Below are 22,543 nucleotides of genomic sequence, written 5' to 3'. Positions count from 1 at the left end.
GCCCCATAGAGCGGCCACCCGCTCATTTGGTTACTCTGTACCGGACGGACAGCCTTATCTGGGTCCCACCCACACCCACGGTCCGTCCCGGGACAAGCCGGTCACCACGGCCTGATCTCACACTCATACGATCCGGCGCCACCGCGTCCGAACTGACATCGACTCAGACCCGAGCGGACGTCAGGCGCACAGCGGCAGGCTGGGCCGACGTCCCGAGGGTGACCGACACATAAGGAGTGCGCGGTGACACCAGAGAAGACGAAGGGCGATCAACGCCCCAAGGAACGCACCGAGGGCGGCCGGTCGAAGAAGGACCTGGGCAGCCTGGACGTGTGGGCCAGGTCCGCCCCGATCCGGCTGGCGGGCTACGAGGACGACCTCGCCGAGCCCCACATCCTGCCCAGCGTGGACTGACCGGCAGCAGCATGTGATCGCCGATCCGCATGGGCGTGCCAGACTCGCGCCCATGCAGATCAGAGAAGCCACCGCCGACGACTGGCCCGGTATCTGGCCGTTCTGGCACCGCGTCGTCGCCGCCGGGGACACCTACACCTGGGACCCGGACACCTCCGAGGAAGCCGCCCGCGCCCTGTGGATGGCCCCCGCCAAGCGCGTCTACGTCGTCGAGGACGAGACCGGGGCACTGATCGCCTCCGCCTTCCTCACCCCCAACTACGGCGGTCCCGCCGCCCGCGTCGCCAACGCGGGCTTCATGGTCGACCCCGCCCACGGCGGCCGGGGCATCGGCCGCGCCCTCGCCTCGCACGTCCTCGCCGAGGCCAGGGCCCAGGGCTTCCGGGGCATGGTGTTCAACGCCGTCGTGGAGACCAACCCCGCCGTACGGCTGTGGACCTCGCTCGGCTTCACCGTCCTCGGCACCGTCCCGGACGCGTTCGAGCACCCGAAGGACGGCCCGGTGGGGCTGCACATCATGTACAAAGCGCTCTGACGCGGGGCGCTGCGACGCGGCGCCGCGGAGATCCGTCAGAAGGGCCCTAGTCGAGCGGCGCCGTCCGCCGCCACGGGTTCAGCTCCTCCAACCGGCCCGCCACCTCCAGGAGTTGCGGTTCCGAGCCCGGCCGGCCCACCAGCTGCACCGCGCAGGGCGCGCCCGAGGGCAGCGTGCCGAACGGCACGGACATCGCCGGCCAGCCCGTGAGGTTCCACGGCGGCGTCAGCGGCGAGCAGGCGGTGTTCACCAGCAGATTGCGCAGCCACCCCCGCTCGTGCCAGGGCGCGGCGGCGGGCCCGCGCCGGGCGAGCGCCGGGGTGAGGAGCACGTCGTGGGCGGCGAAGAACGGCTCCAGGCGCCGGCGCAGCCGCTCCCGGTGGTCGCCCGTGCGCACCCCCTTCACGAAGCGTCGCCCCACGGCGGCGTGCACCCGCGTGCGCCGGGTGAGCAGCTTCGGGTCCAGGCCCTCGGCGTCCACCGCCGTGCCCGCCGTCCAGTGCGCCAGCGAGGTCGTGCCCAGCCAGAGGGGGTACGGCGGATCTGCCGGCCGGACCGTCAGACCCGCCCCGGTCAGCAGCCCGGCCGCCCGGCGCGCGGCGTCGGCGTACGGGCGGGTGACGGTCACGCCGACCAGAGGGCTGCGCACGGACAGGGCGATGCGCGGTGCGGGGCCGGTGGGCGGGGCGGTGCCGGTGCCCGCCAGGACGCCGAACATCAGCCGGGTGTCCTCGACGGTCGTCGCCAGCGGCCCGTTCTCCGACATGCCGAACCAGTCGCCGTGCCCGATGTCCGCCGGGACGACACCGAAGCCCGGCTTGAGCCCGAGCAGGCCGCAGTGGGCCGCCGGTATCCGCAGCGACCCCATCCCGTCGTTGCCCAGGGCCAGCGGCACCAGCCCGGCGGCGACGGCGGCCGCGCTGCCGCCCGAGGAGCCGCCCGTCGTGCGCGAGGTGTCCCAGGGGTTGCGCGCGATGCCGTGCACGCCGTCCGTGGTGCCGAACACGCACAGCTCGGGCACGTTCGTCAGCCCCACGACCACCGCCCCCGCCGCCCGCAGCCGGGCCACGGTCACATGGTCGTCCCCGGCCGGCGTTCGCGGGGTCGCGGCGGACCCGTTCAGGGTGGACTCGCCCCGTACGGCGAGGTTGTCCTTGACCGCCACCGGCACACCCGCCAGCGGCAGTCCGGCGAGGTCGGCCCGGCCGGCCACCTCGTCCGCCTCGGCCAGGGCCGCCTGTGCCCGGACCGTGCGGAACGCCCCGACCCGCCCGTCCAGCGCCTCGATCCGCGCCAGGTGCTCCGCCACCACCTCCCGCGGCGTCACCCGCCCCTCCCGTACGGCGGCGGCGATCTCGGCGGCGGTCCGGCCGGTCCAGCTGGTCACGGGCGCTCCCTGGCGGTGTCGTGCGCGTCGGTGTCGTACGCGGTGCGCGAAGGCGTACCCGTGAGTAGTGATCGAGTACGGGAGCACTGTGCCCTGCGGCGCGGCCCCGCGTCGAGGGTCCGCCGGGAAGAAGTCCGTCCGTGATCCCGCTACGGCCTGCGCGCCGGCGTTCCGGTCAGCCGGGTCGGCGGCATGAACTCCCGTACGTAGGTGCGTTCCCAGCAGGCGCCGGTCTCCCGCAGTTCGCGCCAGGTCGTGTACCGGTAGCGGAAGAGCCGGGCGCGGACGAAGCGGGGCGGGGCGTCGGCGGGGAACGGGGAGCGGCCGAGCAGCCGCAGGGTGTCGCGGTCGTTCTCCAGGAGCCGTTCCATCAGGGCGCCGAACCAGGAGCCGGCGTACGCGGGGGAGAGCGCGGCGAACCACATCAGCCAGTCGAGGCGCAGATGGTACGGGGCGAACTGGCGCGGCCAGCGGCGTGGATCCCCCGGCTTGCCCCGGAACTCGTACTCCCGCCAGCCCGCGTCCTCGCGCGGCACCTCGTCCGCGGTCCCCTCGATCACCACCTCGTGGCGCACCCGGCTGACGCTCCCGAACGCCCCGTAGGTGTTGACCAGGTGCAGGGGGTCGAAGGAGCGGTTCATGACCTGGCGGCGGGAGAGCATGTTGCGGACGGGGCGGTGGCTGAGCCCGAGCACCAGCACGGCGACGGCGAGCACGACGACCGTGTACCAGAGGGGAGTGCCGGGGGTGCTCGGCGCCGCCCCGCCGGCCTCGACCGCGGACAGGGCCAGCACGATCGTGAGCCAGTTCAGCCAGGCGAAGTTTCCCGACAGGACGAGCCAGAGCTGGGTCAGGATCATCAGCGAGGCGGCGCCCGTGGCGACGGGCTGCGGGGCGAACAGCAGGAACGGCACCACCAGCTGGGTGACGTGGTTGGCGGCCACCTCGACGCGGTGCAGCGGCTTCGGGAGGTGGTGGAAGAACCAGCTGAGCGGACCGGGCATCGGCTGGGTCTCGTGATGGTGGTCGAGGCACGTCAGCTTCCGCCAGCACGCGTCGCCGCGCATCTTGATCAGCCCGGCGCCGAACTCCACCCGGAACAGCACCCAGCGCAACAGGAACAGCACGACGACCGGCGGCGCCACCTCGTCGTTGCCGAGGAAGACGGCCAGGAAGCCGGTCTCCAGGAGCAGCGACTCCCAGCCGAACCCGTACCAGGTCTGCCCGACGTTCACGATCGACAGGTACATCGCCCACGGCACCAGCCACAGCGCCATGCCCGCCCAGAGGGGCAGCAGCGCGTCCACCCCCGCGACGAGCGCGGCCGAGACCGCGCAGCCCGTCCAGGCCCACCCCGCGAAGAAACGGTCCGAGTAGTGGAGGTGGAACACGCTCGGCGCCCGCCGGAACGGCACCCGCGCGACGAAACGGGGCACCGGCAGCATGCCGCGCTCCCCGATCAGCGCGCGGAACTGCAGGGCCGCCCCCAGGAAGGCGACCAGATAGAGGGCGGCCAGCGACCGCTGGAGGAGCAGTCTGCTCAGCCAGAGGTCGGGCGCGGCGAACCAGTCCACGCCACCGACGATAGTGAGTGTGCCGACAAGGGTCACTCCACTCGAATATTCGGGCAAATGCTGTCAAAGTGGCCCCATGGTTGATCGGGGAGCGAGTGATTCGGACGTCCCGGACGACTGGCTCTCCCACCCGGACCCGGTCCTGGCGCTCAACCTCATGGGCACCTTCGACTGGGACCTCGACGCCGGTGCGTTCCACATGGACGCCACGGCCCACGAGATCTTCGACGTGCGCCCGGAGGAGTACGACGGCAACCCCGAGACCCTGTCGCTGCGGGTGCCCCCGATGGAGGGCCGCAGACTCGACACCCTCGTCTCGCAGGCGCTCAAGGACGGCAGCGAGAACTACGGCGCCTACTTCCGTCTCCGGCTGCGCGACGGCACCATGCGCTGGACCCACACCCAGGGCTACATCCGCCGCGACGAGACGGGCCGCCCGTACCGGGTCATCGGCATCGTCCGCGACGCCACCCGGGAACTGCGCGAGATCCGCTCCCGCACCGAGCGGACCGCGCACGACGAGGTCCGCCGCCGACAGGGCAACGTCGTCCAGATCATCACCGCCGCCCTGGCCCACGCCCGGACCGTCCAGGACGTGATCGACGTCCTGGAGGACACCGACGGCCTCACCCACCTCGGCGCGACCAGCCTCGTCATGGGCCTGCTGGAGGCCGGCCGCGTCCGGATGGTCGCCGCCGGCCCCGAGGACAGCTATGTGCCCGGCACCCGCGTGACCCGCCTCGACGTGAAGTACCCGATGAACGAGGTCGTACGGCAGCTCGCCCCGCACTTCATCGAGTCGCCGGAGGAGTTCGCCGAGTCCTACCCGCTGCTGTGGCCGCACATCACCGACCTCAAGATCACCTCGGCCGCCTATCTGCCGCTGATCGTGCAGGCCCGCCCCATCGGCGCGATGGGGCTGCTCTACAACGACCGGCGCGGCTTCAGCTCCGAGGAACGCGACGTCCTCATCGCGCTCGGCAGCAGCATCGCCCAGAGCCTGCAGCGGGCCATGTTCTACGAGCAGGAGAAGGACCTCGCCGAGGGGCTGCAGCAGGCCATGCTGCCGCGGTCCATCCCCAGCGTCCCCGGCGCCGACATCGCCGTCCGCTACCGGGCCGCGTCCTTCGGGGGCTCCCTCGGCCGGGACATCGGCGGCGACTGGTACGACCTGATCCCGCTGCCCGGCGGGCGGGTCGGCGCGGTCATCGGCGACGTCCAGGGTCACGACACGCACGCGGCGGCCGTCATGGGCCAGCTCCGCATCGTCCTGAAGGCCTACGCCACCGAGGGCCACACGCCGGCCACCGTGATGGCCCGCGCCTCCGCCTTCCTCCACGAACTCGACACCGACCGCTTCGCCACCTGCCTGTACGCGGAGGCCGATCTGGCCACCGGAGTGGTCCAGGTGGTCCGGGCCGGGCACATCGACCCCCTCGTCCGGCACACCGACGGCAGCTGTCACCGGGTGACGGTGGAGGGAGGGCTGCCGCTCGGGCTGTCCGCCGAGTTCGGCGGTCTGGAGTATCCGGTGACCGCCGTCGAGCTGGACCCGGGCCAGACGCTGTTGCTGTGCACCGACGGCCTCATCGAGGAGCCGGGCGCCGACCTCGACGACGGCATGCGGACCCTGCGGGCGCTGATCGCCACCGGGCCCGAGGACGTCGACGATCTCGCCGACCGGCTCATCGACGTGGCGGAGGAGCGTGGCGGCGACGACGACGTGGCCCTGCTCCTGCTGCGCCGCCGCAGCCGCAGCGCCGAGCAGCCCGGCGGGCGGCTCCAGCAGCACGTCGGGCCCGGTGATCCGGAGGCGCTCAGGGAGGCCCGGCACATGATCGGCGCGGCCGTGCGTACCTGGGGGGCCGGGGAGCGGGCCGACGAGATCGAACTCGTCGCCGACGAGCTGATCACCAATGCGCTCATGCACACGGAGGGGTCCGCGATCGTGACGCTGCGGGCGCTGGCGGGGTCGGACCGGCGGCTGCGGGTGGAGGTCGAGGACTCCTCCAGCGCGCTGCCGCGGCGGCGGGAGGCGGGGGAGGCGGGGGTCTCGGGGCGGGGGTTGCTGCTCGTGGACCGGCTGACGGATGTGTGGGGGGTGGAGGCGCGGGGTGGGGGCAAGTGCGTGTGGTGCGAGTTTCTGCTGGTGGGCGCGTAGGGGGTGGGTGGGGTGCGTTGTCGGGTGCGGGTGCGTGGGGGCTGGTCGCGCAGTTCCCCGCGCCCCTAAAAGCACCAGGCCCTGCGGGCCTGAAAAGCACGGGGCGCAGCCCCTGCTTTTCAGGGGCGCGGGGAACTGCGCGAGAAGCCCCACTCACCCGCACCCGACAACGCACCCCACCCGACCACGCATCCCCCCCAGCGCCCGGCAGCGCCCCATGGCACCCTTGACGTATGCCTGAATTGCCCGAAGTCGAAGCGCTCCGGGACTTCCTGGTGGGGAGCCTCGTCGGGCACGAGGTCGTGCGCGTCCTGCCCGTGGCGATCAGCGTGCTGAAGACGTACGACCCTCCCGTAAGCGCGTTCGAGGGCCGGGAGATCACGGACGTACGGCGCCACGGGAAGTTCCTCGACATCGAGGCGGACGGGGGAGAGCTGCACCTCGTGACCCATCTGGCGCGCGCCGGGTGGCTGCAGTGGAAGGACCGGCTGCCGGACGGCCCGCCGCGGCCGGGCGGCAGGAGCCCGCTGGCCCTGCGCGTCGCCCTGGAGACCGGCGAGGGCTTCGACCTCACCGAGGCCGGCACGCAGAAGCGGCTGGCGGTGTACGTCGTACGGGACCCGGCGCAGGTCCCGGGCATCGCCCGGCTCGGCCCGGACCCCCTGGCCGACGAGTTCGACGTGACCCGGTTCGCCGGGCTGCTCGCGGGGGAGCGGCGGCAGATCAAGGGCGCGCTGCGCGACCAGAGTCTGATCGCCGGGATCGGGAACGCGTACAGCGACGAGATCCTGCACGCCGCGCGGATGTCGCCCTTCAGGCTGACCTCGTCCCTGAAGCCGGAGGAGATCCGGCATCTCCACGAGGCGCTGCGCACCACGCTGGCCGAGGCCGTGGAGCGCTCCCGGGGGCTCGCGGCCGGGAGGCTGAAGGCGGAGAAGAAGAGCGGGCTGCGCGTGCACGGCCGGACCGGGGAGCCCTGCCCGGTGTGCGGTGACACCGTCCGGGAGGTCTCCTTCAGCGATTCGTCGCTCCAGTACTGCCCGACGTGTCAGACGGGCGGCAAACCGCTCGCCGACCGCCGGCTGTCACGGTTGCTCAAGTAGGGCGAAGGCTCGGCCCGGATGTCTCCCGGAGCCACCCGGAACCGGGTCCCTGCCGGGTTCCGCCATGATCCGCAACCATTGAAGGTCCGGACCAATTCGGCGGGCTCCGGTGGCGATACGGAGACGGTTCGGCGGGCCGGTTCGGCGCCTCAGCGCCAGGCGGGGGCCTTGAGGGTGACCAGGAGATCGCCCTCCTGGCTGCGCACCTCGAAGTGGCTGATGTCCTCGCGCTGCATGGCGGTTCCGCCCACCATCTCGGAGGGCCTGTCGGCACCCTCGGGGGACTTCCAGTTGGCGGCGGTCTCCTCGGAGCCGTCCTTGCCGATCACGACGAGCCGACAGGCGTGGACGCCCTCGGCCTCCTTGACCTTCAGCTCGATGTCGCTGCCCCAGAGCCGCTCCTCGGCCTTGACCTCGGCCCAGACGCCCGTCTTGGCGTCGGTGGCGGCCACGGTGTCCGGAGCCTCGCCCGGACCTGCGAGAACGGCCACGGCGGGGCCGCCGACGGCGATCACCACGGACGCCGCGAGGGCGAACAGCCAGCGCCTGCGCTTCGCCCGGTGGCGGGCGGCCACCTCGTCGAGCAGCCGCCCGAGCATCCGGGGGCCGGGGGCCGCGAAGGGGTGCACGGCGCGCGGTGTCGCGTTGCGGTAGAGCATCAGCTGCCGGGCAGCCGGACGGAACTCGGTGACCTGTACCGCGCACTGCGGGCAGCCGCGGACATGGTCCTCGAAGTGGAACGAATCCACCTCGTCCAGCACGCCCAGCGCGTACGCGCCGACGTCGTGATGACGATCCTGGGACCACATGGCAATTCCTCGGGCCGGTGTGCGGTGGGGGTTGCTTCCTGCCCCCACCGGTACGGACCGGACCGGCGAATCACTCAAGCCACACGACCAATGCCAACCAAAAGATTCGGAGCCCTCCGTCACGCGGATTGGTCCGGGACCGAAAAACTTGGTTCACCGAGGCGGCGACATCCGGGCGGACGCCGGATGAACGCTCGGTGCCGGTGCTAGAAGAGGTGGATCGCCAGGTGCCCCAGCGGCAGACCGAGCCGCCAGGCCGGTGTCCAGACCTTTGGGCCGTCGTCCTCCCCCGGGACCGCGCCGCCCCCCGGCACGGCGTCCAGATCGGGGGCGAGCAGTTCCGTCTCCTCCAGCCAGCGCCACGCGGCGGCGGCCAGCTCCAGATCGGGCGACGGGCCGCCCGCCTCCAGCGCCTCGGCGGTGAAGTCGGCCATGCGTTCGCACACCCAGTCCTGCCACGGCTGGTCGTACGCCGTCAGCGACAGCCACATCTCCAGCTGGGTGACGACCCGGATGCCGGACAGTTCACGGCCCGCGTCCGAGAGGAAGATGGTCAGCGCCAGGGCGTCGCGCCCCGCGCGGAACTCGAAGGACGTCGGCGGCATCAGGTCGCCCGTCCGCAGCAGTTCCTCCGCGATGTACTCGGCGTAGAACCACGCCATGGGGACGGTCAGTTCGCCTCCGCCGGCGCCGTCCGTGCTCTCCTGCCCTCTGTGCAGCATCCCTTCCTGCCTTCCTCCGGTGCGTGCGCGTCGCCCGACCCGGGCCTGGAGACCAGGCTGCGGGCCCCCATCCGGAACACGGATAGAAGACAGCTGATTGCTCAACCGGGGTCCTCAGCAAGGCGCTTTACGGAGGTTTGACTCGGCCATGGGTTTCACCGCAGGTCGGCCGCGTATCCGGGAAGCACCCGGCGCAGGGCGCGCAGCGCGTAGTACGCGCGGGACTTCACCGTACCGGGCGGGATTCCCAGGGCCTCGGCGGCTTCCGCCACACTCGCACCCTGGAAGTACACCTGCACCAGTACTTCGCGGTGCTCGGGAGTGAGTGTCTTCACAGCTTCCCGTACGTCGAGGGTCGCCACCGACCGTTCGGCGTGATCGGCCATCACACGCGCGTTCTCCAGCACCGCGTCCCCCACCTCGGCGGGGCGCGCCTGCCGGGCCCGGCGCGCGTCGATGGCGAGCCGCCGTCCGACGGTGAGCAGCCAGGGGCGTACGGAGTCGAAGTCGTCGGCGCGCAGGGCCTCGGGGTGCTGCCAGGCGCGTACGAAGGTCTCCTGTACCAGGTCCTCGGCGCGATGGCGGTCCCCGTCGGAGAGCCGCAGCAGCAGGGCGAAGAGGGGGCGGCCGTGTTCGCGCTGGAGTTCGGCCAGCTCGTGTTCGGCGGTCGTCCCGTCGGTGATCGTGGTTCCGGCCGTCATGGCCGTATGGGAACGCGGGGCGCGGCCCGAGGACAGGGGCCGGTCACGGATGTGCGGCGGGCGGTCGAACCTGTCGGCGAACGGTGCGACGAACGGTATGCCGCCGGACGGGTCCCGGTGTACCGGTGTCCCGGTGTGCCTGCTTGACGGGTGTGTGTCGCTGTATGTGGATGCGTATTGAGTAGTCATTTAATACGACAAAGTTGGGATGCTCGTCCATGACCGCACACAGGGGTCCCGTCGCCGTCTCCGTGGCCCTCCTCCTGGCCGCGACCGCCGCCTGTCAGTACCCGGGCCCCGGCCCCCGGCCCGGGCCCTCCGCCTCCGACGACGACGGGGGCTTCACCCTCGTCGCCTCCGGTGACGTCCTCCCCCACATGTCGGTCATCGAGCAGGCGCACGCGGACGCGGGCGGCGACGGCCACGACTTCGTGCCCATGCTCGCGGGGGTGAAGCACGTGGTGTCCGCGGCGGATCTGGCGATCTGTCATATGGAGACGGTCTACGGGCGGACGGCGACTACAGCGGCTATCCGGTGTTCAAGTCACCGCCCGAGGTGGCGGAGGCCCTCGCGGCCACGGGGTACGACGCGTGCTCCACGGCGTCCAACCACACCCTGGACGACGGCGCGCCCGGCATCCGGCGCACGCTGGACGCGCTCGATCGCGCGGGCGTACGCCACGCGGGCTCGGCGCGTACCGAGGAGGAGGCCCGGCAGCCGACCCTGATGCGCGTCCGGGGCGCCCAGGTGGCGCATCTGGCGTACACGTACGGGACGAACGGCATCCCGCTGCCGGCGGACCGGCCCTGGGCCGTGAACCTGATCGACGGGGAGCGGATCCCGGCGGACGCGCGGGCCGCCCGGCGGGCGGGCGCCGACATCGTGGTGGTGTCGCTGCACTGGGGGACCGAGTGGCAGGACGCGCCCGACGAACAGCAGTTGGACCTGGGGCGGGAACTCACCCGGGCGGCCACCGGCGGACGGCCCGACATCGACCTGATCCTCGGCACGCACGCGCACGTGCCGCAGGCGTACGAGAAGGTCAACGGGACCTGGGTCGTGTACGGGATGGGCGACCAGGTGGCGGGGGCGATGCGCAACCACTCCGGTGCCGCCGACCCGCGCGGCAACCAGGGCACCCTGGCCCGCTTCACCTTCGCCCCGCCCGCCCACGCGGGCGACCGCTGGGCGGTGACGAGGGCGGAGGCCGTGCCGCAGTGGTTCGACGTGAGCCGGGGCCGGGTGGTCGACCTCGACTCCGTGATCGAGGCCGGAGCGGGGGCCGACGTCACCGCCGTGCGCGACCGCATCCGGGAGATCGTCCTCAGCCGGGGCGCGGCCCAGGACGGACTGGTCACGGGGCGGTAGCCGCCCGAGGACCGGGGTGCCGCCGTGGATCCGTCGGGCTCCGCCGTGCCTACGGCACCACCGTCACCGGCCAGCGGCCCGCCTTCACCAGGCGCAGCGCCACCGAGCCGACGATGCGGTGGCCGGCCTGCTGGGAGGCGCCCACCACCACCGCGTCCGCCTTGAGCCGCTCCGCCGCCGTCACCAGGCCGTTGTACGGGTCGCCGCGGAAGGTGTGGAACTCCCAGCGCACCTCGAAGATGCCCTTGACCTGTTCGGCGGCCTCCCGGATCTCCGCGACCAGGTGCTCGGCGATCTCCTCGGTCGTCCCGGCGACCGGCACCCCGAGCGCCGCACCGGCCGCCAGCGGGGGCTGTACGTACACGATGGCGAGCAGCGCGTGCTGGCGGCGCGCGAGGCCGGCGGCGTACGCCACGGCCCGCAGGGAGGTGTCGGAGCCGTCCAGCCCGACGAGGACGACCTTGGGCCCGTCGGTACCCCGTTCGAACCGGTGTGCTTGCTGATCGGTCACGGTCGCGAGGCTATCCGAGCACTCGGGCCCCGGCGTGCGCCGGGCGTGCTTCGAGGGCGCGGACGACTGCTCCCATCGGGTGTTTCCCTGCCGCCGCACCGGTGTCGTGGTGGTGCGGCGTCCCCGCCTTGGTCGACTGATGAGTCATGACGAAGGATCAGATGTTCACGCGTCGACACGTGTTGACGGGCGCCGCCGCCCTGCTGGGCGCGACCGCCACGGCGGGCACCGCCGCGCTGCTCGTCGGCGACGGAGGCACCGGTGGCGCGGTCCCGGCCGACGCGGCCCCGGCCGGTGCTCCCGGCCCTGCGGCGGGCCCCGGGGGCCGCCCGGCGCTCACGCCCTCCTCCTACCGTCTGCGGCCCCTCGCGGGCTACGGCCCCCCGCCCCGGCGTCGCACCCTCGTCCGGCCCGCCGTCCGGCGCGAGCCGTTCCTGCGGGTCGACGGGCGCGGGCGCGCCATGGTGCTGACTTTCGACGACGGACCCGACCCCCGCTACACCCCCGACATCCTGCGCATCCTCCGCGACCACGACGTCCGGGCGATGTTCTTCGTGTGCGGCGAGATGGCGGTCCGGCACAAGGACCTGCTGCGGGAGATGGCCGACGACGGCCATGTGGTCGGCAACCACACCTGGTCCCACCCCCTGCTCACCACCCTCTCCCGGTCCAGGATCCGTTCCGAGATGGGCCGCACCAGCGAGATCATCGAGAAGGCGTACGGCGAACCGCCGCTGTGGTTCCGCGCCCCGTACGGCGCCTGGAACCGGGCCGCGTTCCGGTTCGGCGCGGAACTCGGCATGGAGCCGCTGGCCTGGACCGTGGACACCCTGGACTGGCGGACGCCCGGCGCGCGGACCATCGCCCGGCGCGTGGAGGACGGGGCCGGTCCCGGTGTCGTCGTGCTCTCCCACGACGCGGGCGGGGACCGCTCGCAGAGTGTGAGGGCCCTGCGCGCCTATCTGCCCGAACTTCTGGATTCCGGCTATCGCATCACCGTGCCCCAGCGTGAATACGTGTGACGCGTTCCCTCGAGGTCCCGCCCGCCCGGCCGGGGAAAGCTTTCAGCGCACCTCGGCCAGGCGGGCGAAGACGACGACGTTCCCGTCGTAGCCGTTCTGTTTGGAGAAACCGCCGCCGCAGGTGATGACCCGCAGTTCGGGAATTCCGCTGTTCCCGTAGACCCGGTCGCCCGGGAAGTCGTTCTTCGCGAACACCTCGATGCCGTAGATCTCGAACACGGCGGTCTTCCGGTCCGCGCGCAGGATCTCCACCCGGGAGCCCTTCTTCAGCGCCCCCAGTCCGTAGAACACGGCGGGACCCTGGTTGTTGTCCACGTGGCCGACGACCACGGCCGTGCCCTTCTCGCCGGGGGAGACCGCGCCGGTGAACCACCCGGCGAGGTTCGGATCCCGGGCCGGCGGCGCGTCCACCCAGCCCTGCGCGTCCAGCCCGACGGGCATGGCCGGCGCGTCGACCCGGATCGAGGGGATCCGCACCCGGTCCACCATGGCGTACGGCAGCGGGTCGGGAACATCGGTGAAGGTCCCGTGCGGGGTCCGGCGGCTGTCAGCGGCCGCGGCCGACGCGGGCTGCGGCGGGCCCACGTCGAACTCCCCCGAGCCGTTGCGGATGAGAGCGAGGCCGGTCAGCAGAACAAGCGCTATCACGCCCCAGGGGGCACGCTTCTTCCGCGGCACCTCCCATGCGGACTCGGCCGGTCCGGACGAAGACATATCCCATCCCCTCTCGACCCGGCCGTCGCCGTGTCCCTCGCGCATACGGAAAAGCTAAGCCTGCCGCACGGCGAAGGCGACGGGGCAGGTGCGAACGGGTGGCGGGGGCGGGAAGTCCTGCGCCATCCGGGTTCGCCGCCCGGAGCAATTTCCTGACGGTCCGTGACCTGCGGCGATATCCGATCGTACGGAGATATCCCGGCGTGTCCCTCCCCGGGAACTCACCAGGACGGACCAGCGCCGAAATGCGGGCCCGCCCACGGCATCTGAGGGTCTTTCCGGGAGGCGTTTTCTCGCCGATCGACCGGGGACGGGACCCGGGGCGTCTTCCGCGGAGGATCACATGCGTACTACTCGTGTCCTGGCGGCCTCGGCCGCCGCGGTCGCCCTGGTCGGCGTGGCCGCGCCGACAGCCGCCGCCTGGGACCAGCCGAGCGCGGTCACGGCCGCCCCCAACGTCATCGCCCGCGGCGGTCAGCTCGTCCTCACCGTCAGCGGCGGTGACGCGTGCGCGATCGCCGGCAGCACCATCGCCTCGAACGCCTTCCCCACCACCAACCTCAGGTCCATGGGCGGCCCGACCGCCACGGCCGCGGTGCGGGTCAACGCCGACGCCGCTCCCGGCTCGTACAGCGTCACCACCAACTGCGAGGGCAGGCGCAAGACGTTCACCGGTGTCTTCACCGTGATCGGCGGGGTCCGCGGCGGCCTCGGCGGCAGCAGCTCCACCGGCGCCACGGTGACCGACATGGCCATCGGCGGCGGCCTGGTGACGGCCGCGGTCGTCGGCGGCGGCGTGTTCTGGATGCGCCGGCGCGCGGAGAACAAGGTCTGAGCCCCGGCGGCACACACGGCGGTTCTTCGCCCCGGACCCTCACGGGTTCCGGGGCGAAGAAGTGTGCGCGCGGCGCCGCCATGGGCGCCCGTCAGGAGTGGCCGCCCTCCTCGGGGCGGCGCCGCGCCCGGTGCCAGGCCACGCCCAGGGCCCCGGCGACGAGCGCGGCGCCGAGGCCGATCTCGTGCGCGTCGAAGCCCGCGACGGTGCCGCCGGCGCCGGCGTGGGAGCCCCGGGTGGGGTAGTGCGTGGGGTGATGCGTCGGACGGCCGGAGGAGATGGTGAGATCCGTACGGCCGCTCTCGTCGCCGCACTGGAACAGCACCTCGTACACCGTGCCGGGCCGGGCGTCCCGGTCGACGGTCGCCGTGGCCGAGGAATGGCCCCGGGGAATGACGACGGCGTCGAAGACGCCGGAGGAGACGGTCGTCCTGTGGCGGCAGCCGTCGACACGCAGCAGCACCTGCCCGCCGGGGGCGACCGTCGAGGGCACGACACCGAAGCCGAACGACGTGATGTCGCCGGCCCGGGCCGCGTGCGCGGCGGGAGCGGTGAGGGAGAGGGCGGCCGCGCCCAGCAGAGCGGCCGAAGCGACGCGTATCGCGCGCATGATGAGCCTCCGGGTCCCCGAGGAGCCTGCCGCGGACCGGTTCCGCCTGCGTCTGAAATGCACCTCGATGACCGAAACGCTAGGAAGGCGCGCCCGGTGGCGCGATCGCAGTAGCGCGAATGGGGCACGCGTGTGCTCCGCACAGGGGACCGGCACGGGTACGGCCGGGGAGCCGGGCGCGGCGTGCCGCCCGTCCCCCCGGCCGCACGGCCGTACGTGTGCGTCCCCGCTATTCGCCCGCGTTCGGGAACAGGCTCAGGAACGGATCGGCCGTGGCCGACAGACCCCGGCTGTAGGGCGCGTCGAAGTCCCAGACGAGGAACAGCAGGAACGCGATGAGGGCGGAGAACAGACCGGCGAGGATCAGCTCGCGCGGGGTGCGCCGGATCTGCAGGGCGAACACCATGCCGACCGTCACGACGGCCCCGATGATCAGACCGAACCACACCACGCCCGGCATGGTCTCGCCGGTGGAGTCGGCGCGGTTGCCGCGCGCGGCGTCGGCCGTGGCCACCTGGTCGAGCAGCGGCTGGTACGCCTGTGCCTCGAAGTCGTCACGCGGCTCGTAGTCGGTGACGTCGTGGCGGACGGTCGCGAACAGCTCGGTGCCGCGCTCGGTCACCTCGCCCTTCTCGGCCATGACCTTCCACTCGGTGGACACGACATGGCCGACGTAGGCGTCGATGTCGCCGCGGATGCGGTCGCGCACGTCCTCGGGGTACACCCGCACCCGCTCGCTGATCTCGTGCAGGGCCTGCGCCTCGGCCTGCACCTGGTCCTGGGCGGCGCTGCGGGCCTCCCAGACACCGGCGATGGCCAGCCCCAGCACGATGGCGTACACCACGCCGATCATCATGGTGATGTACTCGATGACGTCCGGGGTCTCGGACGGGTCCTCGTCCGCCGGCGCGGCGTGATGCCGTACCAGGGCCACGATGAGGACGACCAGACAGGCCGCCCCCATCGCGAGGGTGAGAACAAGCCATTCCGACAAGAGGTTCCTCCAGGGATCAGCGGGGGCGCAGTGCGGCGGCGGCGAACACCGCGGGCACGGTGACCAGCAGGGCGAGCGAGACGAGGGACGGGCCGGAGCGCTTGGCGGCGGAGTGGGCCGGCGCCCGGTACGGCGGATAGCTCACCGGGGTCGGCGAGACCTCGGGGCGCACGCTGGGCGCGGGGTCCGGCCGCGCCTTCGGCTTCGGCGCGGGAGGCGGGGTGGGGGCGGGCCGGGGCGGCTGCGTGACCGGCGGCGGGGGAGGCGGTGGCGCGGCCTCGCGGGGCGGGGCGGGCGTGGGCTTCGGGGCCGGCGGGGGGTCCGGAGCGGGGTCGGGGGTGGGCGACGGCGGTCTCGGCCGGGGCGGGGGCGCCGGGGTGGGGGGCGGCTCCGGCGGGCACGACGGCGACGGAGTCGGCGGGGGCGGGGGTGGGGGCGGCGGGGTCGGCTCGCAGGAGTCGGTGCCGCCGACCGCCACGGCGACCGCGCCCCCGCCGCCCGGGCCGACCTCGGCGTACGCGCAGGCGTCGGCGACCGCCGGGCCGCTCGGTGCTCCGGCGAGGAGCCAGGTCAGTGCGAGCAGGGCCGACAGCCGCAGGGCGAGAGCGGACCGGGTCCGCTGGGGTCCTTGCACGTCGCAGATCATCCGTGCTCGCGCGCCCGCGTACGCGGGAGCACGGGCCGAATGCTCCGGACGAGGGAAAAACGGACCTCGAAGGTTTGAGTGCGGATGCCCCGTGCTGACCCCGTTTTCGAGCCCTCCGCAGGCGGACGGCCGGTCGCGTGTCACAGCCTTCGGAAAGAAATTCGCGCCACGTTGAACACTTCGGCCACCCCCGCCCGTACCTAGGACCAGCAAGCGGCGCACTAGGGCGCTGCAACACCCACCGGATACACGGGGAGTTGGAATGAAGACCTCCTGGCGGAGCGCCTCGCTCGTAGCGACAGCTGCGGCTGTACTGGTGCTGACGACGGCGTGCGGTCAGGAACAGGGGTCGACGTCCTCGCAGAACGTGGGCGCCGCTTCCACCCCGACGCTAGGTGCCGGCACCATCGCGGGCACCGGTTCCGGCACGGCCGGTGTCGGCGCGGCCGGTTCCGACACGTCGGACCAGGCCCAGTCCACCACGGCGGCCTCGGCGGGCCAGCTCACGGTGTGGAACAGCGACGAGTACGGCAAGGTCCTCACGGACAGCTCCGGCCGCACCCTGTACCGCTTCGACAAGGACTCGTTCGAGCCGCCGAAGACGACCTGTGAGGGCGAGTGCGCCACCACCTGGCCGCCGGTTCCCGCCTCGGGCGCCACGGCCGCCGAGGGTGTCGACCAGGCCCTGCTCGGCGAGGTCAGCCGTCCCGACGGGACCAAGCAGCTGACGGTCGCCGGCTGGCCGATGTACTACTTCGCCAAGGACACCAAGGCCGGTGACATCAAGGGCCAGGGTCTCAAGGGCTCCTGGTTCGCCTCGGCGCCCAACGGCAAGAAGGCATCCACCAAGGGCGGCGGTGCCGGCGGTACGGGCGGCACCGGCGGCGGTGGCGGTGCGGTCGAGCAGGCCGGCCTGACCACCCGCAAGGACGCCAAGCTCGGCGAGATCGTCGTCGACAAGAACGGCATGACGGTCTACCGGTTCATGAAGGACACCCAGTGGCCGATGTCCACCAAGTGCACGGGTGCCTGCCTCGACAAGTGGCCCGTCGTGGCCCCGGTCGACAAGAACGACACCAAGGGCATCCTGCTGAAGGGCTACACGGTCTTCGACCGTCCTGACGGCTTCAAGCAGCAGACCATCAACTGCATCCCGCTCTACACCTTCGCCAACGACAAGTCGCCCGGCGACACCAACGGCCAGGGTGTCGGCGGTACCTGGTTCGCCATCAACGGCGACGGAGAGCCGATCGGCGCGCAGAAGTAAGGACACCTTCCCCAGGGTGGACCGCCTCGCCATTCACATCACCGCACGCGGAAGGGAGTGGACGAGAAGAGAGTGCCGGACGCACCACACCAGCGCGGCCGATCAGGTCCGCCCCCTCCGCACCGCACGGAGGGGGCGGACCGCTTGGCATGCCCGGACACGCCCGAACAGGGGTGTCCGGGCGCGGTGTTCTCCGGCCGCCCGCCCAACCGGTACGGCCGGGCCGCAGGTTGAGCGGGCAGCCCGGCGGAGATCTTGAACGGACGGTCAATTTCCGTTTTTACTCGCTCCTTCGGCGGACGATCAGTAGCCTCAGCTCGAACACCGGATCGCCCACGTCACCCCCGAAGCGTTGGAGTACACAGATGGAGCGTCCCGCCTGGGCGCCGCGGAGCATCGACATCTCGATGCCGTCCGTGGCACGCATCTACGACTACTACCTGGGTGGTTCGCACAATTTCGAGGTGGACCGGGAAGCGGCCCGCCGGGCCATGGAGTTCGTGCCGGGACTGCCCAAGATCATGCAGGCGAACCGGGCGTTCATGCGCCGCGCCGTGCGCCACGCGGCCGACGCGGGCATCACCCAGTTCCTGGACATCGGATCCGGGATCCCCACCTTCGGAAACGTGCACGAGGTCGCCCGGGAGGCGAGCCCCGGCGCACGGATCGTCTACGTCGACCACGACCCCGTCGCCGTAGCACACAGCGAGGCCGTTCTGAAGGGGGTCGACGGCGTGGACGTGGTCGCGGCCGACCTCCGCAAGCCCCGCGAGATCCTCGAGAGCCCCCGCGTCCGGCAACTGATCGACCTGAACCGGCCGGTGGCGCTGCTCCTGGTTGCCATACTGCACTTCGTGGAGGACACGGACGACCCGTACGGAGCGGTGGCGCAGCTGCGCGACGCGCTCGCGCCCGGCAGCATGATGGTCGTCTCGCACGCCTGCAGCGAGGGGATCCCGCTGCCCGCGGAGCGGGCGGCGGCCATGGTGGACGTCTACAAGAACATTCGCAATCCGCTGACCATGCGCTCGGCCGACGAGGTCGCACGGTTCTTCGAGGGGTACGACATGGTGGAACCCGGAGTGGTGCCGATGGCGAAGTGGCGGCCCGACACGGCTTCCGAGGACGAGGATCCGTACGCCTACGCCCAGTTCGCCGGCGTGGGGACCAAAGCGTGAGGGCGGAGCCGGACGGGCCGGAGGACAGACTCCGCCGGTTCGCGACCATCTGGAGCCGCGCGGTCTTCCCCGCCACCTCCACGTCGCTGACCCGGCCCGAGTTCGAGGAACGACTGCTGCCGCTCGCCCGCAGCCTGAGCGAGGCCCTGCGGGCGAGGACGTACGACGCCGAAGCGGGCAGGGCCGTCGGCGCCGCCCTCGTCGAGGCGCACTGCACCGAACCCGACGCGCTCAGCCAGACCCTGGACTGCGTCGACGCCTACCTGGTGCTCTACTGCGGCGGCGACGGACCCCAGGAGGACCTGCGGGCCCGTGCCGGGCGGCTGCAGTCCGCGATGGCCGCCGGGTTCGCCGAGGCCCTGCGGCAGCGGACGCTGGCCGAGCAGGAGGCCATCGCCCGCGCCGCGCTGGAGGCCCAGGGCGCGGTCGCCCTGGCGCTGCACGCCACCGAGGCCAGGTTCCGCGCGGTGTTCGAGGGCGCCGCCATAGGCATCGGCATCGCCGACCTCGACGGCAACATCCTCCAGGTCAACGGGGCACTGCTGCGCATGTTCGGGGTCACCGAGCAGGCGATGCGCGGGCGCCGCGTCCCCGAGTGGAAGCACGCCGAGGACGCGCCCCAGGTGTGGCGCCTGTACGACGAACTGGTCGGCGGCGAGCGCGAGCACTACCACACCGAAAAGGCGTTCCACCGGCCGGACGGCACGGTCCTGTGGACCAATCTGACGGTGTCCCTGCTGCGGGACGCGGACGGCCGGCCCCAGTACCAGCTGGCCCTCATGGAGGACACCACCGAGCGCCGGCTGCTCAACCTCCGCCTGCGCTACGAGGCCACCCACGATGCGCTCACCGGACTGCCCAACCGCACCCTGTTCTTCGAGCGCCTGGAGAAGGCCCTCGCCGCGGGCGACGGACAGCGCTTCGGCCTCTGCTACCTCGACCTCGACGGCTTCAAGACCATCAACGACAGCCTCGGACACGCGGCCGGCGACCGGCTGCTCGTCGAGGTCGCCGACCGGCTGCAGTCCTGTGCGACCGCGCCCGGCGAGATGGTCGCCCGGCTCGGCGGCGACGAGTTCGTGGCCCTGACCACCGGCACCGACACCGAGCGCGAGGTCGACGATCTCGCCGACCGCATCATGAACGCGCTGGTCACCCCGGTCCGTATCGAGGGTCGTGAACTGCTGGTCCGCGGCAGCATCGGCATCGTCGAGGGCCCGGCGGGGGAGCGCGGCCCGGCGGAGGTGCTGCGCAGCGCCGACATCACGATGTACCGGGCCAAGTCCGCGGGCGGCAACCGCTACGAGGTCGCCGACGCGGAGGCCGACGCCCGCGCCATCACCCGGCACGGGCTCACGACGGCCCTGCCCGCCGCCCTGGACCGCGGCGAGTTCTTCATCGAGTACCAGCCGCTGGTCCACCTCGGCGACGGCACCGTGCGCGGCGCCGAGGCCCTGGTCCGCTGGCTGCACCCGCAGCACGGTGTCCTCGGCCCCGACCGCTTCATCCCGCTCGCCGAACGCACCGGCCTGATCGTCCCGCTCGGCCGCTGGGTCCTGGAGCAGTCGGTGCGCCAGGCCCGCGCGTGGCAGGAACGCGGCGGCGGCACCCGGGCCACCGGCCCGCTGCGCGTCAACGTCAACCTCTCCCCGTGCCAGCTGACCCACCCCGGGCTGGTCCAGGACACGGTGGACATCCTGGAGCGCGCCGGGCTCCCGCCGGACGCCCTCTGCCTGGAGGTCACGGAGTCCGCCCTGATCGGCGCCGACGACGACCTGCTCAAGCCCCTGCGCAGGCTCTCCGAGATGGGCGTCGACATCGCCCTCGACGACTTCGGCACCGGCTACTCCAACCTCGCCAACCTGCGCCGGCTGCCGGTCCGCGTCCTGAAGCTGGACCGGTCCTTCACCCAGAGCATGCAGCGGTTCCCGGCCGACCCCGTCGATCTGAAGATCGTCGAGGGGATCGTCTCCCTGGCCCACAGCCTCGACCTCGCGGTCACCGTCGAGGGCGTCGAGACCGGCGCCCAGGCCGAACAGCTGCGCATCCTCGGCTGCGACACCGCCCAGGGCTGGTACTACGCCCGCCCCGGCCCCCCGGACCGCCTCCACGAACTGGCACTGGTGGACGCGACGGGATAGGGGGTCCTTTCAGCCGCCGGGTTCTTCTTCGGGGGGCGCGCAGGGCCCCTTGAGGGGCGCGGGGAACTGCGCGACCAGCCACAACGCACCCGCAGACCCGAACGGCGGCTCACCACCTACGGCGAGACCGGCCCGGCACCGTACGCCTACCGCTCCACCAACATCCGCTGCAACTCCCGCGCGGCCCGAGGCGGAGCCACATCGCTGCGGTGGGCGAGGGCGATCGTGCGATGGAGGCCCGGCCGGGCCAGCGGCGTGACCCGCAGGCCCCGGCCGGCCCCGACGGCGACCATGCGCGGGACGACGGCGACGCCGAGACCGGCCCGGACGAAGCCGAGGACCGCGTCCATCTCGCCGCCCTCGACCGCGAAGTCCGGTTCGAACCCCGCGGAGCGGCACGCGGCGACGGTGAGTTCCCGCAGGTCGTAGCCGTGGCGGAACATCACCAGGCGCTCGCCCTCCAGATCGGTGACCCGGACCGTGCGGCGGCCGTCGCCCGGCCCGGGCGCGTCCGGCGAGGAGACCACGACCAGGTCCTCGCGCAGCAGCTCCACCGTGGTGAGCGCGGGGGAGGGCGTGGGAAGCGGGAGGACGACCAGGGCCAGATCCAGTGCGCCGCGCGCCAGCTGCCGTACGAGGTCGTGCGAGCCGCCCTCCTCGATCAGCAGCCGGATGCCCGGGTACCGGTCGTGGAAGGCGCGCAGCACGTCCGGGAGCAGGCCCGTGCACAGGCTCGGGGTCGCGCCGAGCCGGACCCGGCCCCGCCGCAACTGGACCAGCTCCTGCACCTCGTGCCGGGCGGTGTCCGTGTCGGCCAGGATGCGGCGGGCCAGCGGCAGCAGCGCCTCACCGGCGTCCGTCAGCGTGATGTTCCCGCGCGCACGCCGGAAGAGGTCCGCGCCCAACTCCCGCTCCAGCGCCTTGATCTGCTGCGACAGCGACGGCTGCGCCACATGCACCAGCTCGGCGGCCCGGGTGAAGTGCCGGGTCTCGGCCACCGCCACGAAGTACTGGAGCTGCTGGAACTGCATTCCCTCACGATACGCCGCGATAGGACCCAACTATCAAAACGAGCTGTTTCATGTCTTGGACCGATGGGGTGAAGCGGTTCTAGCGTCTGTCGTATGGCTCTGGCAACGCGGACGGACCGGGCGGACCGGACGAAACGGAAACCGTCCTTCGCGCGCTCGGCGTGGGACAGCTCCCTCGGCAAGAAGACGGTGATGGCCGTCAGCGGACTGATCATGCTGGCGTACCTGGTCGTCCACATGCTCGGCAACCTCAAGATCTTCTTCGGCGCGGACGAGTTCAACGGCTACGCCCACTGGCTGCGCACCCTCGGCGAACCCTTCCTGCACCACGAGTGGGCGCTGTGGATCGTCCGCGTGGTGCTCGTCGCCGCGGTCGTCGCCCACGCCACGGCCGCCTACCAGCTCAGCCGCCGCGACATCAAGGCCCGGCCCACCCAGTACGCGCACCGGAAGCGCCGGGCGAGCTACGCGACCCGCACCATGCGCTGGGGCGGCGTGATCCTCGCCCTGTTCCTCGTCTGGCACATCCTCGACCTGACGACCGGCACCGTCCACCCGGGCGGTTTCGAGGCCGGACACCCGTACCAGAACGTGATCGACACCTTCTCCACCTGGTACGGCAACGTCGTCTACATCGCCGCGGTGCTCGCACTCGGCCTGCACGTGCGGCACGGTTTCTGGAGCGCCGCCCAGACCCTCGGTGCCGGCAGCCGCACCCGCGACCGGGCCCTGAAGGCCACCGCGAACGTCCTCGCGTTCGTGCTGACCGCGGGCTTCGTCTCCGTACCCGTCGCCGTCATGACCGGAGTGGTGAGCTGA

At 72.3% G+C, this 22,543-nt stretch carries 21 protein-coding genes and 1 pseudogene; 11 read left to right on the top strand and 11 right to left on the bottom strand.

What is annotated here, in order from left to right; translation table 11 throughout:
• The first annotated feature begins 243 nt into the window (after positions 1 to 243).
• The gene (locus PYR72_RS10315; RefSeq protein WP_275455035.1) at positions 244 to 414 is read left to right on the top strand and encodes a hypothetical protein; all 171 of its coding nucleotides are present in this window, start codon (positions 244 to 246) and stop codon (positions 412 to 414) included.
• A gap of 52 nt (positions 415 to 466) precedes the next feature.
• Positions 467 to 949, top strand: coding sequence for a GNAT family N-acetyltransferase (locus PYR72_RS10310; RefSeq protein ID WP_275455034.1), 483 nt, complete (start codon positions 467 to 469; stop codon positions 947 to 949).
• Between the two features lie 46 nt (positions 950 to 995).
• Here the strand turns inward: PYR72_RS10310 and PYR72_RS10305 are convergent, their stop codons facing one another.
• Complete coding sequence (locus PYR72_RS10305; protein WP_275455033.1) at positions 996 to 2,336, bottom strand: amidase; 1,341 nt, start codon at positions 2,334 to 2,336, stop codon at positions 996 to 998.
• A 149-nt stretch (positions 2,337 to 2,485) separates the two neighbouring features.
• Positions 2,486 to 3,910, bottom strand: coding sequence for a lipase maturation factor family protein (locus PYR72_RS10300; protein ID WP_275455032.1), 1,425 nt, complete (start codon positions 3,908 to 3,910; stop codon positions 2,486 to 2,488).
• Between the two features lie 76 nt (positions 3,911 to 3,986).
• Between PYR72_RS10300 and PYR72_RS10295 the strand changes: the two genes are divergently transcribed.
• Positions 3,987 to 6,071 carry a SpoIIE family protein phosphatase gene (locus PYR72_RS10295; protein WP_275455031.1) on the top strand — a complete coding sequence of 695 codons (2,085 nt, stop codon included), beginning with the start codon at positions 3,987 to 3,989 and terminating at the stop codon, positions 6,069 to 6,071.
• A gap of 233 nt (positions 6,072 to 6,304) precedes the next feature.
• On the top strand, positions 6,305 to 7,174 hold the full coding sequence (locus PYR72_RS10290) for a DNA-formamidopyrimidine glycosylase family protein (RefSeq protein WP_275455030.1): 870 nt from the start codon (positions 6,305 to 6,307) through the stop codon (positions 7,172 to 7,174).
• 149 nt (positions 7,175 to 7,323) lie between these two features.
• Here the strand turns inward: PYR72_RS10290 and PYR72_RS10285 are convergent, their stop codons facing one another.
• The 3 genes from PYR72_RS10285 to PYR72_RS10275 form a co-directional block, all read right to left on the bottom strand.
• Positions 7,324 to 7,983 (bottom strand): hypothetical protein, encoded by a 660-nt coding sequence (locus tag PYR72_RS10285; protein ID WP_275455029.1) that lies wholly within the window; start codon positions 7,981 to 7,983, stop codon positions 7,324 to 7,326.
• Between the two features lie 206 nt (positions 7,984 to 8,189).
• A complete protein-coding gene (locus PYR72_RS10280; RefSeq protein ID WP_012999061.1) occupies positions 8,190 to 8,705 on the bottom strand; it encodes a hypothetical protein in 516 nt (171 codons plus the stop codon).
• 155 nt (positions 8,706 to 8,860) lie between these two features.
• Entirely contained in the window at positions 8,861 to 9,406 is a 546-nt protein-coding gene (locus PYR72_RS10275) for a sigma-70 family RNA polymerase sigma factor (protein WP_059085071.1), read from the bottom strand.
• A 218-nt stretch (positions 9,407 to 9,624) separates the two neighbouring features.
• On the opposite strand from PYR72_RS10275, the pseudogene PYR72_RS10270 reads away from it, so the two are divergent.
• Positions 9,625 to 10,775 (top strand): annotated as a pseudogene (locus PYR72_RS10270) (CapA family protein).
• A 49-nt stretch (positions 10,776 to 10,824) separates the two neighbouring features.
• On the opposite strand, the gene PYR72_RS10265 reads toward PYR72_RS10270, so the two are convergent.
• Entirely contained in the window at positions 10,825 to 11,286 is a 462-nt protein-coding gene (locus tag PYR72_RS10265) for a universal stress protein (protein WP_275455028.1), read from the bottom strand.
• A 146-nt stretch (positions 11,287 to 11,432) separates the two neighbouring features.
• Here PYR72_RS10265 and PYR72_RS10260 point away from each other — a divergent pair, with 146 nt between their 5' ends.
• A complete protein-coding gene (locus PYR72_RS10260; RefSeq protein WP_275455027.1) occupies positions 11,433 to 12,308 on the top strand; it encodes a polysaccharide deacetylase family protein in 876 nt (291 codons plus the stop codon).
• Between the two features lie 42 nt (positions 12,309 to 12,350).
• Here the strand turns inward: PYR72_RS10260 and PYR72_RS10255 are convergent, their stop codons facing one another.
• Positions 12,351 to 13,022: a class F sortase gene (locus tag PYR72_RS10255; RefSeq protein ID WP_275455026.1), complete on the bottom strand. Its 672-nt coding sequence runs from the start codon at positions 13,020 to 13,022 to the stop codon at positions 12,351 to 12,353.
• A 343-nt stretch (positions 13,023 to 13,365) separates the two neighbouring features.
• Here PYR72_RS10255 and PYR72_RS10250 point away from each other — a divergent pair, with 343 nt between their 5' ends.
• Positions 13,366 to 13,857 carry a hypothetical protein gene (locus PYR72_RS10250; RefSeq protein ID WP_275455025.1) on the top strand — a complete coding sequence of 164 codons (492 nt, stop codon included), beginning with the start codon at positions 13,366 to 13,368 and terminating at the stop codon, positions 13,855 to 13,857.
• Positions 13,858 to 13,948: 91 nt separating this feature from the next.
• Here the strand turns inward: PYR72_RS10250 and PYR72_RS10245 are convergent, their stop codons facing one another.
• The 3 genes from PYR72_RS10245 to PYR72_RS10235 all read right to left on the bottom strand — a co-directional run bounded on the left by PYR72_RS10245 (position 13,949) and on the right by PYR72_RS10235 (position 16,095).
• On the bottom strand, positions 13,949 to 14,467 hold the full coding sequence (locus tag PYR72_RS10245; protein ID WP_275455024.1) for a hypothetical protein: 519 nt from the start codon (positions 14,465 to 14,467) through the stop codon (positions 13,949 to 13,951).
• Positions 14,468 to 14,696: 229 nt separating this feature from the next.
• A complete protein-coding gene (locus PYR72_RS10240) occupies positions 14,697 to 15,461 on the bottom strand; it encodes a DUF4239 domain-containing protein (protein WP_275455023.1) in 765 nt (254 codons plus the stop codon).
• Between the two features lie 16 nt (positions 15,462 to 15,477).
• Positions 15,478 to 16,095, bottom strand: a complete 618-nt coding sequence (locus PYR72_RS10235) for a hypothetical protein (RefSeq protein ID WP_275455022.1) — start codon at positions 16,093 to 16,095, stop codon at positions 15,478 to 15,480.
• Between the two features lie 274 nt (positions 16,096 to 16,369).
• Here PYR72_RS10235 and PYR72_RS10230 point away from each other — a divergent pair, with 274 nt between their 5' ends.
• The 3 genes from PYR72_RS10230 (at position 16,370) to PYR72_RS10220 (ending at position 20,693) form a co-directional block, all read left to right on the top strand.
• Complete coding sequence (locus PYR72_RS10230) at positions 16,370 to 17,374, top strand: SCO0930 family lipoprotein (RefSeq protein WP_275455021.1); 1,005 nt, start codon at positions 16,370 to 16,372, stop codon at positions 17,372 to 17,374.
• A 365-nt stretch (positions 17,375 to 17,739) separates the two neighbouring features.
• Positions 17,740 to 18,552, top strand: coding sequence for an SAM-dependent methyltransferase (locus PYR72_RS10225; RefSeq protein WP_012999049.1), 813 nt, complete (start codon positions 17,740 to 17,742; stop codon positions 18,550 to 18,552).
• Complete coding sequence (locus tag PYR72_RS10220) at positions 18,549 to 20,693, top strand: EAL domain-containing protein (protein ID WP_275455020.1); 2,145 nt, start codon at positions 18,549 to 18,551, stop codon at positions 20,691 to 20,693. Before PYR72_RS10225 ends, PYR72_RS10220 begins: the two co-directional genes overlap by 4 nt.
• 146 nt (positions 20,694 to 20,839) lie before the next feature.
• On the opposite strand, the gene PYR72_RS10215 is transcribed toward PYR72_RS10220, so the two are convergent.
• A complete protein-coding gene (locus PYR72_RS10215) occupies positions 20,840 to 21,724 on the bottom strand; it encodes a LysR substrate-binding domain-containing protein (protein WP_275455019.1) in 885 nt (294 codons plus the stop codon).
• A gap of 93 nt (positions 21,725 to 21,817) precedes the next feature.
• Between PYR72_RS10215 and PYR72_RS10210 the strand changes: the two genes are divergently transcribed.
• A complete protein-coding gene (locus tag PYR72_RS10210) occupies positions 21,818 to 22,543 on the top strand; it encodes a succinate dehydrogenase (RefSeq protein ID WP_275455018.1) in 726 nt (241 codons plus the stop codon).

This window comes from Streptomyces sp. VNUA24 (assembly GCF_029167005.1).
Lineage (GTDB): Bacteria > Actinomycetota > Actinomycetes > Streptomycetales > Streptomycetaceae > Streptomyces > Streptomyces scabiei.
The sequence above is the reverse complement of the archived record's forward strand: the minus strand, read 5'-3'. Positions and strand labels throughout refer to the sequence as shown.

What these genes read in the sequence shown, in the direction of transcription:
- PYR72_RS10310 (WP_275455034.1), top strand. Translation starts at nt 467, where the DNA reads ATGCAGATCAGAGAAGCCACCGCCGACGACTGGCCCGGTATCTGGCCG.
- PYR72_RS10295 (WP_275455031.1), top strand. Translation starts at nt 3,987, where the DNA reads ATGGTTGATCGGGGAGCGAGTGATTCGGACGTCCCGGACGACTGGCTC.
- PYR72_RS10290 (WP_275455030.1), top strand. Translation starts at nt 6,305, where the DNA reads ATGCCTGAATTGCCCGAAGTCGAAGCGCTCCGGGACTTCCTGGTGGGG.
- PYR72_RS10285 (WP_275455029.1), bottom strand. Translation starts at nt 7,983, where the DNA reads ATGTGGTCCCAGGATCGTCATCACGACGTCGGCGCGTACGCGCTGGGC.
- PYR72_RS10280 (WP_012999061.1), bottom strand. Translation starts at nt 8,705, where the DNA reads ATGCTGCACAGAGGGCAGGAGAGCACGGACGGCGCCGGCGGAGGCGAA.
- PYR72_RS10275 (WP_059085071.1), bottom strand. Translation starts at nt 9,406, where the DNA reads ATGACGGCCGGAACCACGATCACCGACGGGACGACCGCCGAACACGAG.
- PYR72_RS10260 (WP_275455027.1), top strand. Translation starts at nt 11,433, where the DNA reads ATGACGAAGGATCAGATGTTCACGCGTCGACACGTGTTGACGGGCGCC.
- PYR72_RS10255 (WP_275455026.1), bottom strand. Translation starts at nt 13,022, where the DNA reads ATGTCTTCGTCCGGACCGGCCGAGTCCGCATGGGAGGTGCCGCGGAAG.
- PYR72_RS10250 (WP_275455025.1), top strand. Translation starts at nt 13,366, where the DNA reads ATGCGTACTACTCGTGTCCTGGCGGCCTCGGCCGCCGCGGTCGCCCTG.
- PYR72_RS10245 (WP_275455024.1), bottom strand. Translation starts at nt 14,467, where the DNA reads ATGCGCGCGATACGCGTCGCTTCGGCCGCTCTGCTGGGCGCGGCCGCC.
- PYR72_RS10230 (WP_275455021.1), top strand. Translation starts at nt 16,370, where the DNA reads ATGAAGACCTCCTGGCGGAGCGCCTCGCTCGTAGCGACAGCTGCGGCT.
- PYR72_RS10225 (WP_012999049.1), top strand. Translation starts at nt 17,740, where the DNA reads ATGGAGCGTCCCGCCTGGGCGCCGCGGAGCATCGACATCTCGATGCCG.
- PYR72_RS10215 (WP_275455019.1), bottom strand. Translation starts at nt 21,724, where the DNA reads ATGCAGTTCCAGCAGCTCCAGTACTTCGTGGCGGTGGCCGAGACCCGG.
- PYR72_RS10210 (WP_275455018.1), top strand. Translation starts at nt 21,818, where the DNA reads ATGGCTCTGGCAACGCGGACGGACCGGGCGGACCGGACGAAACGGAAA.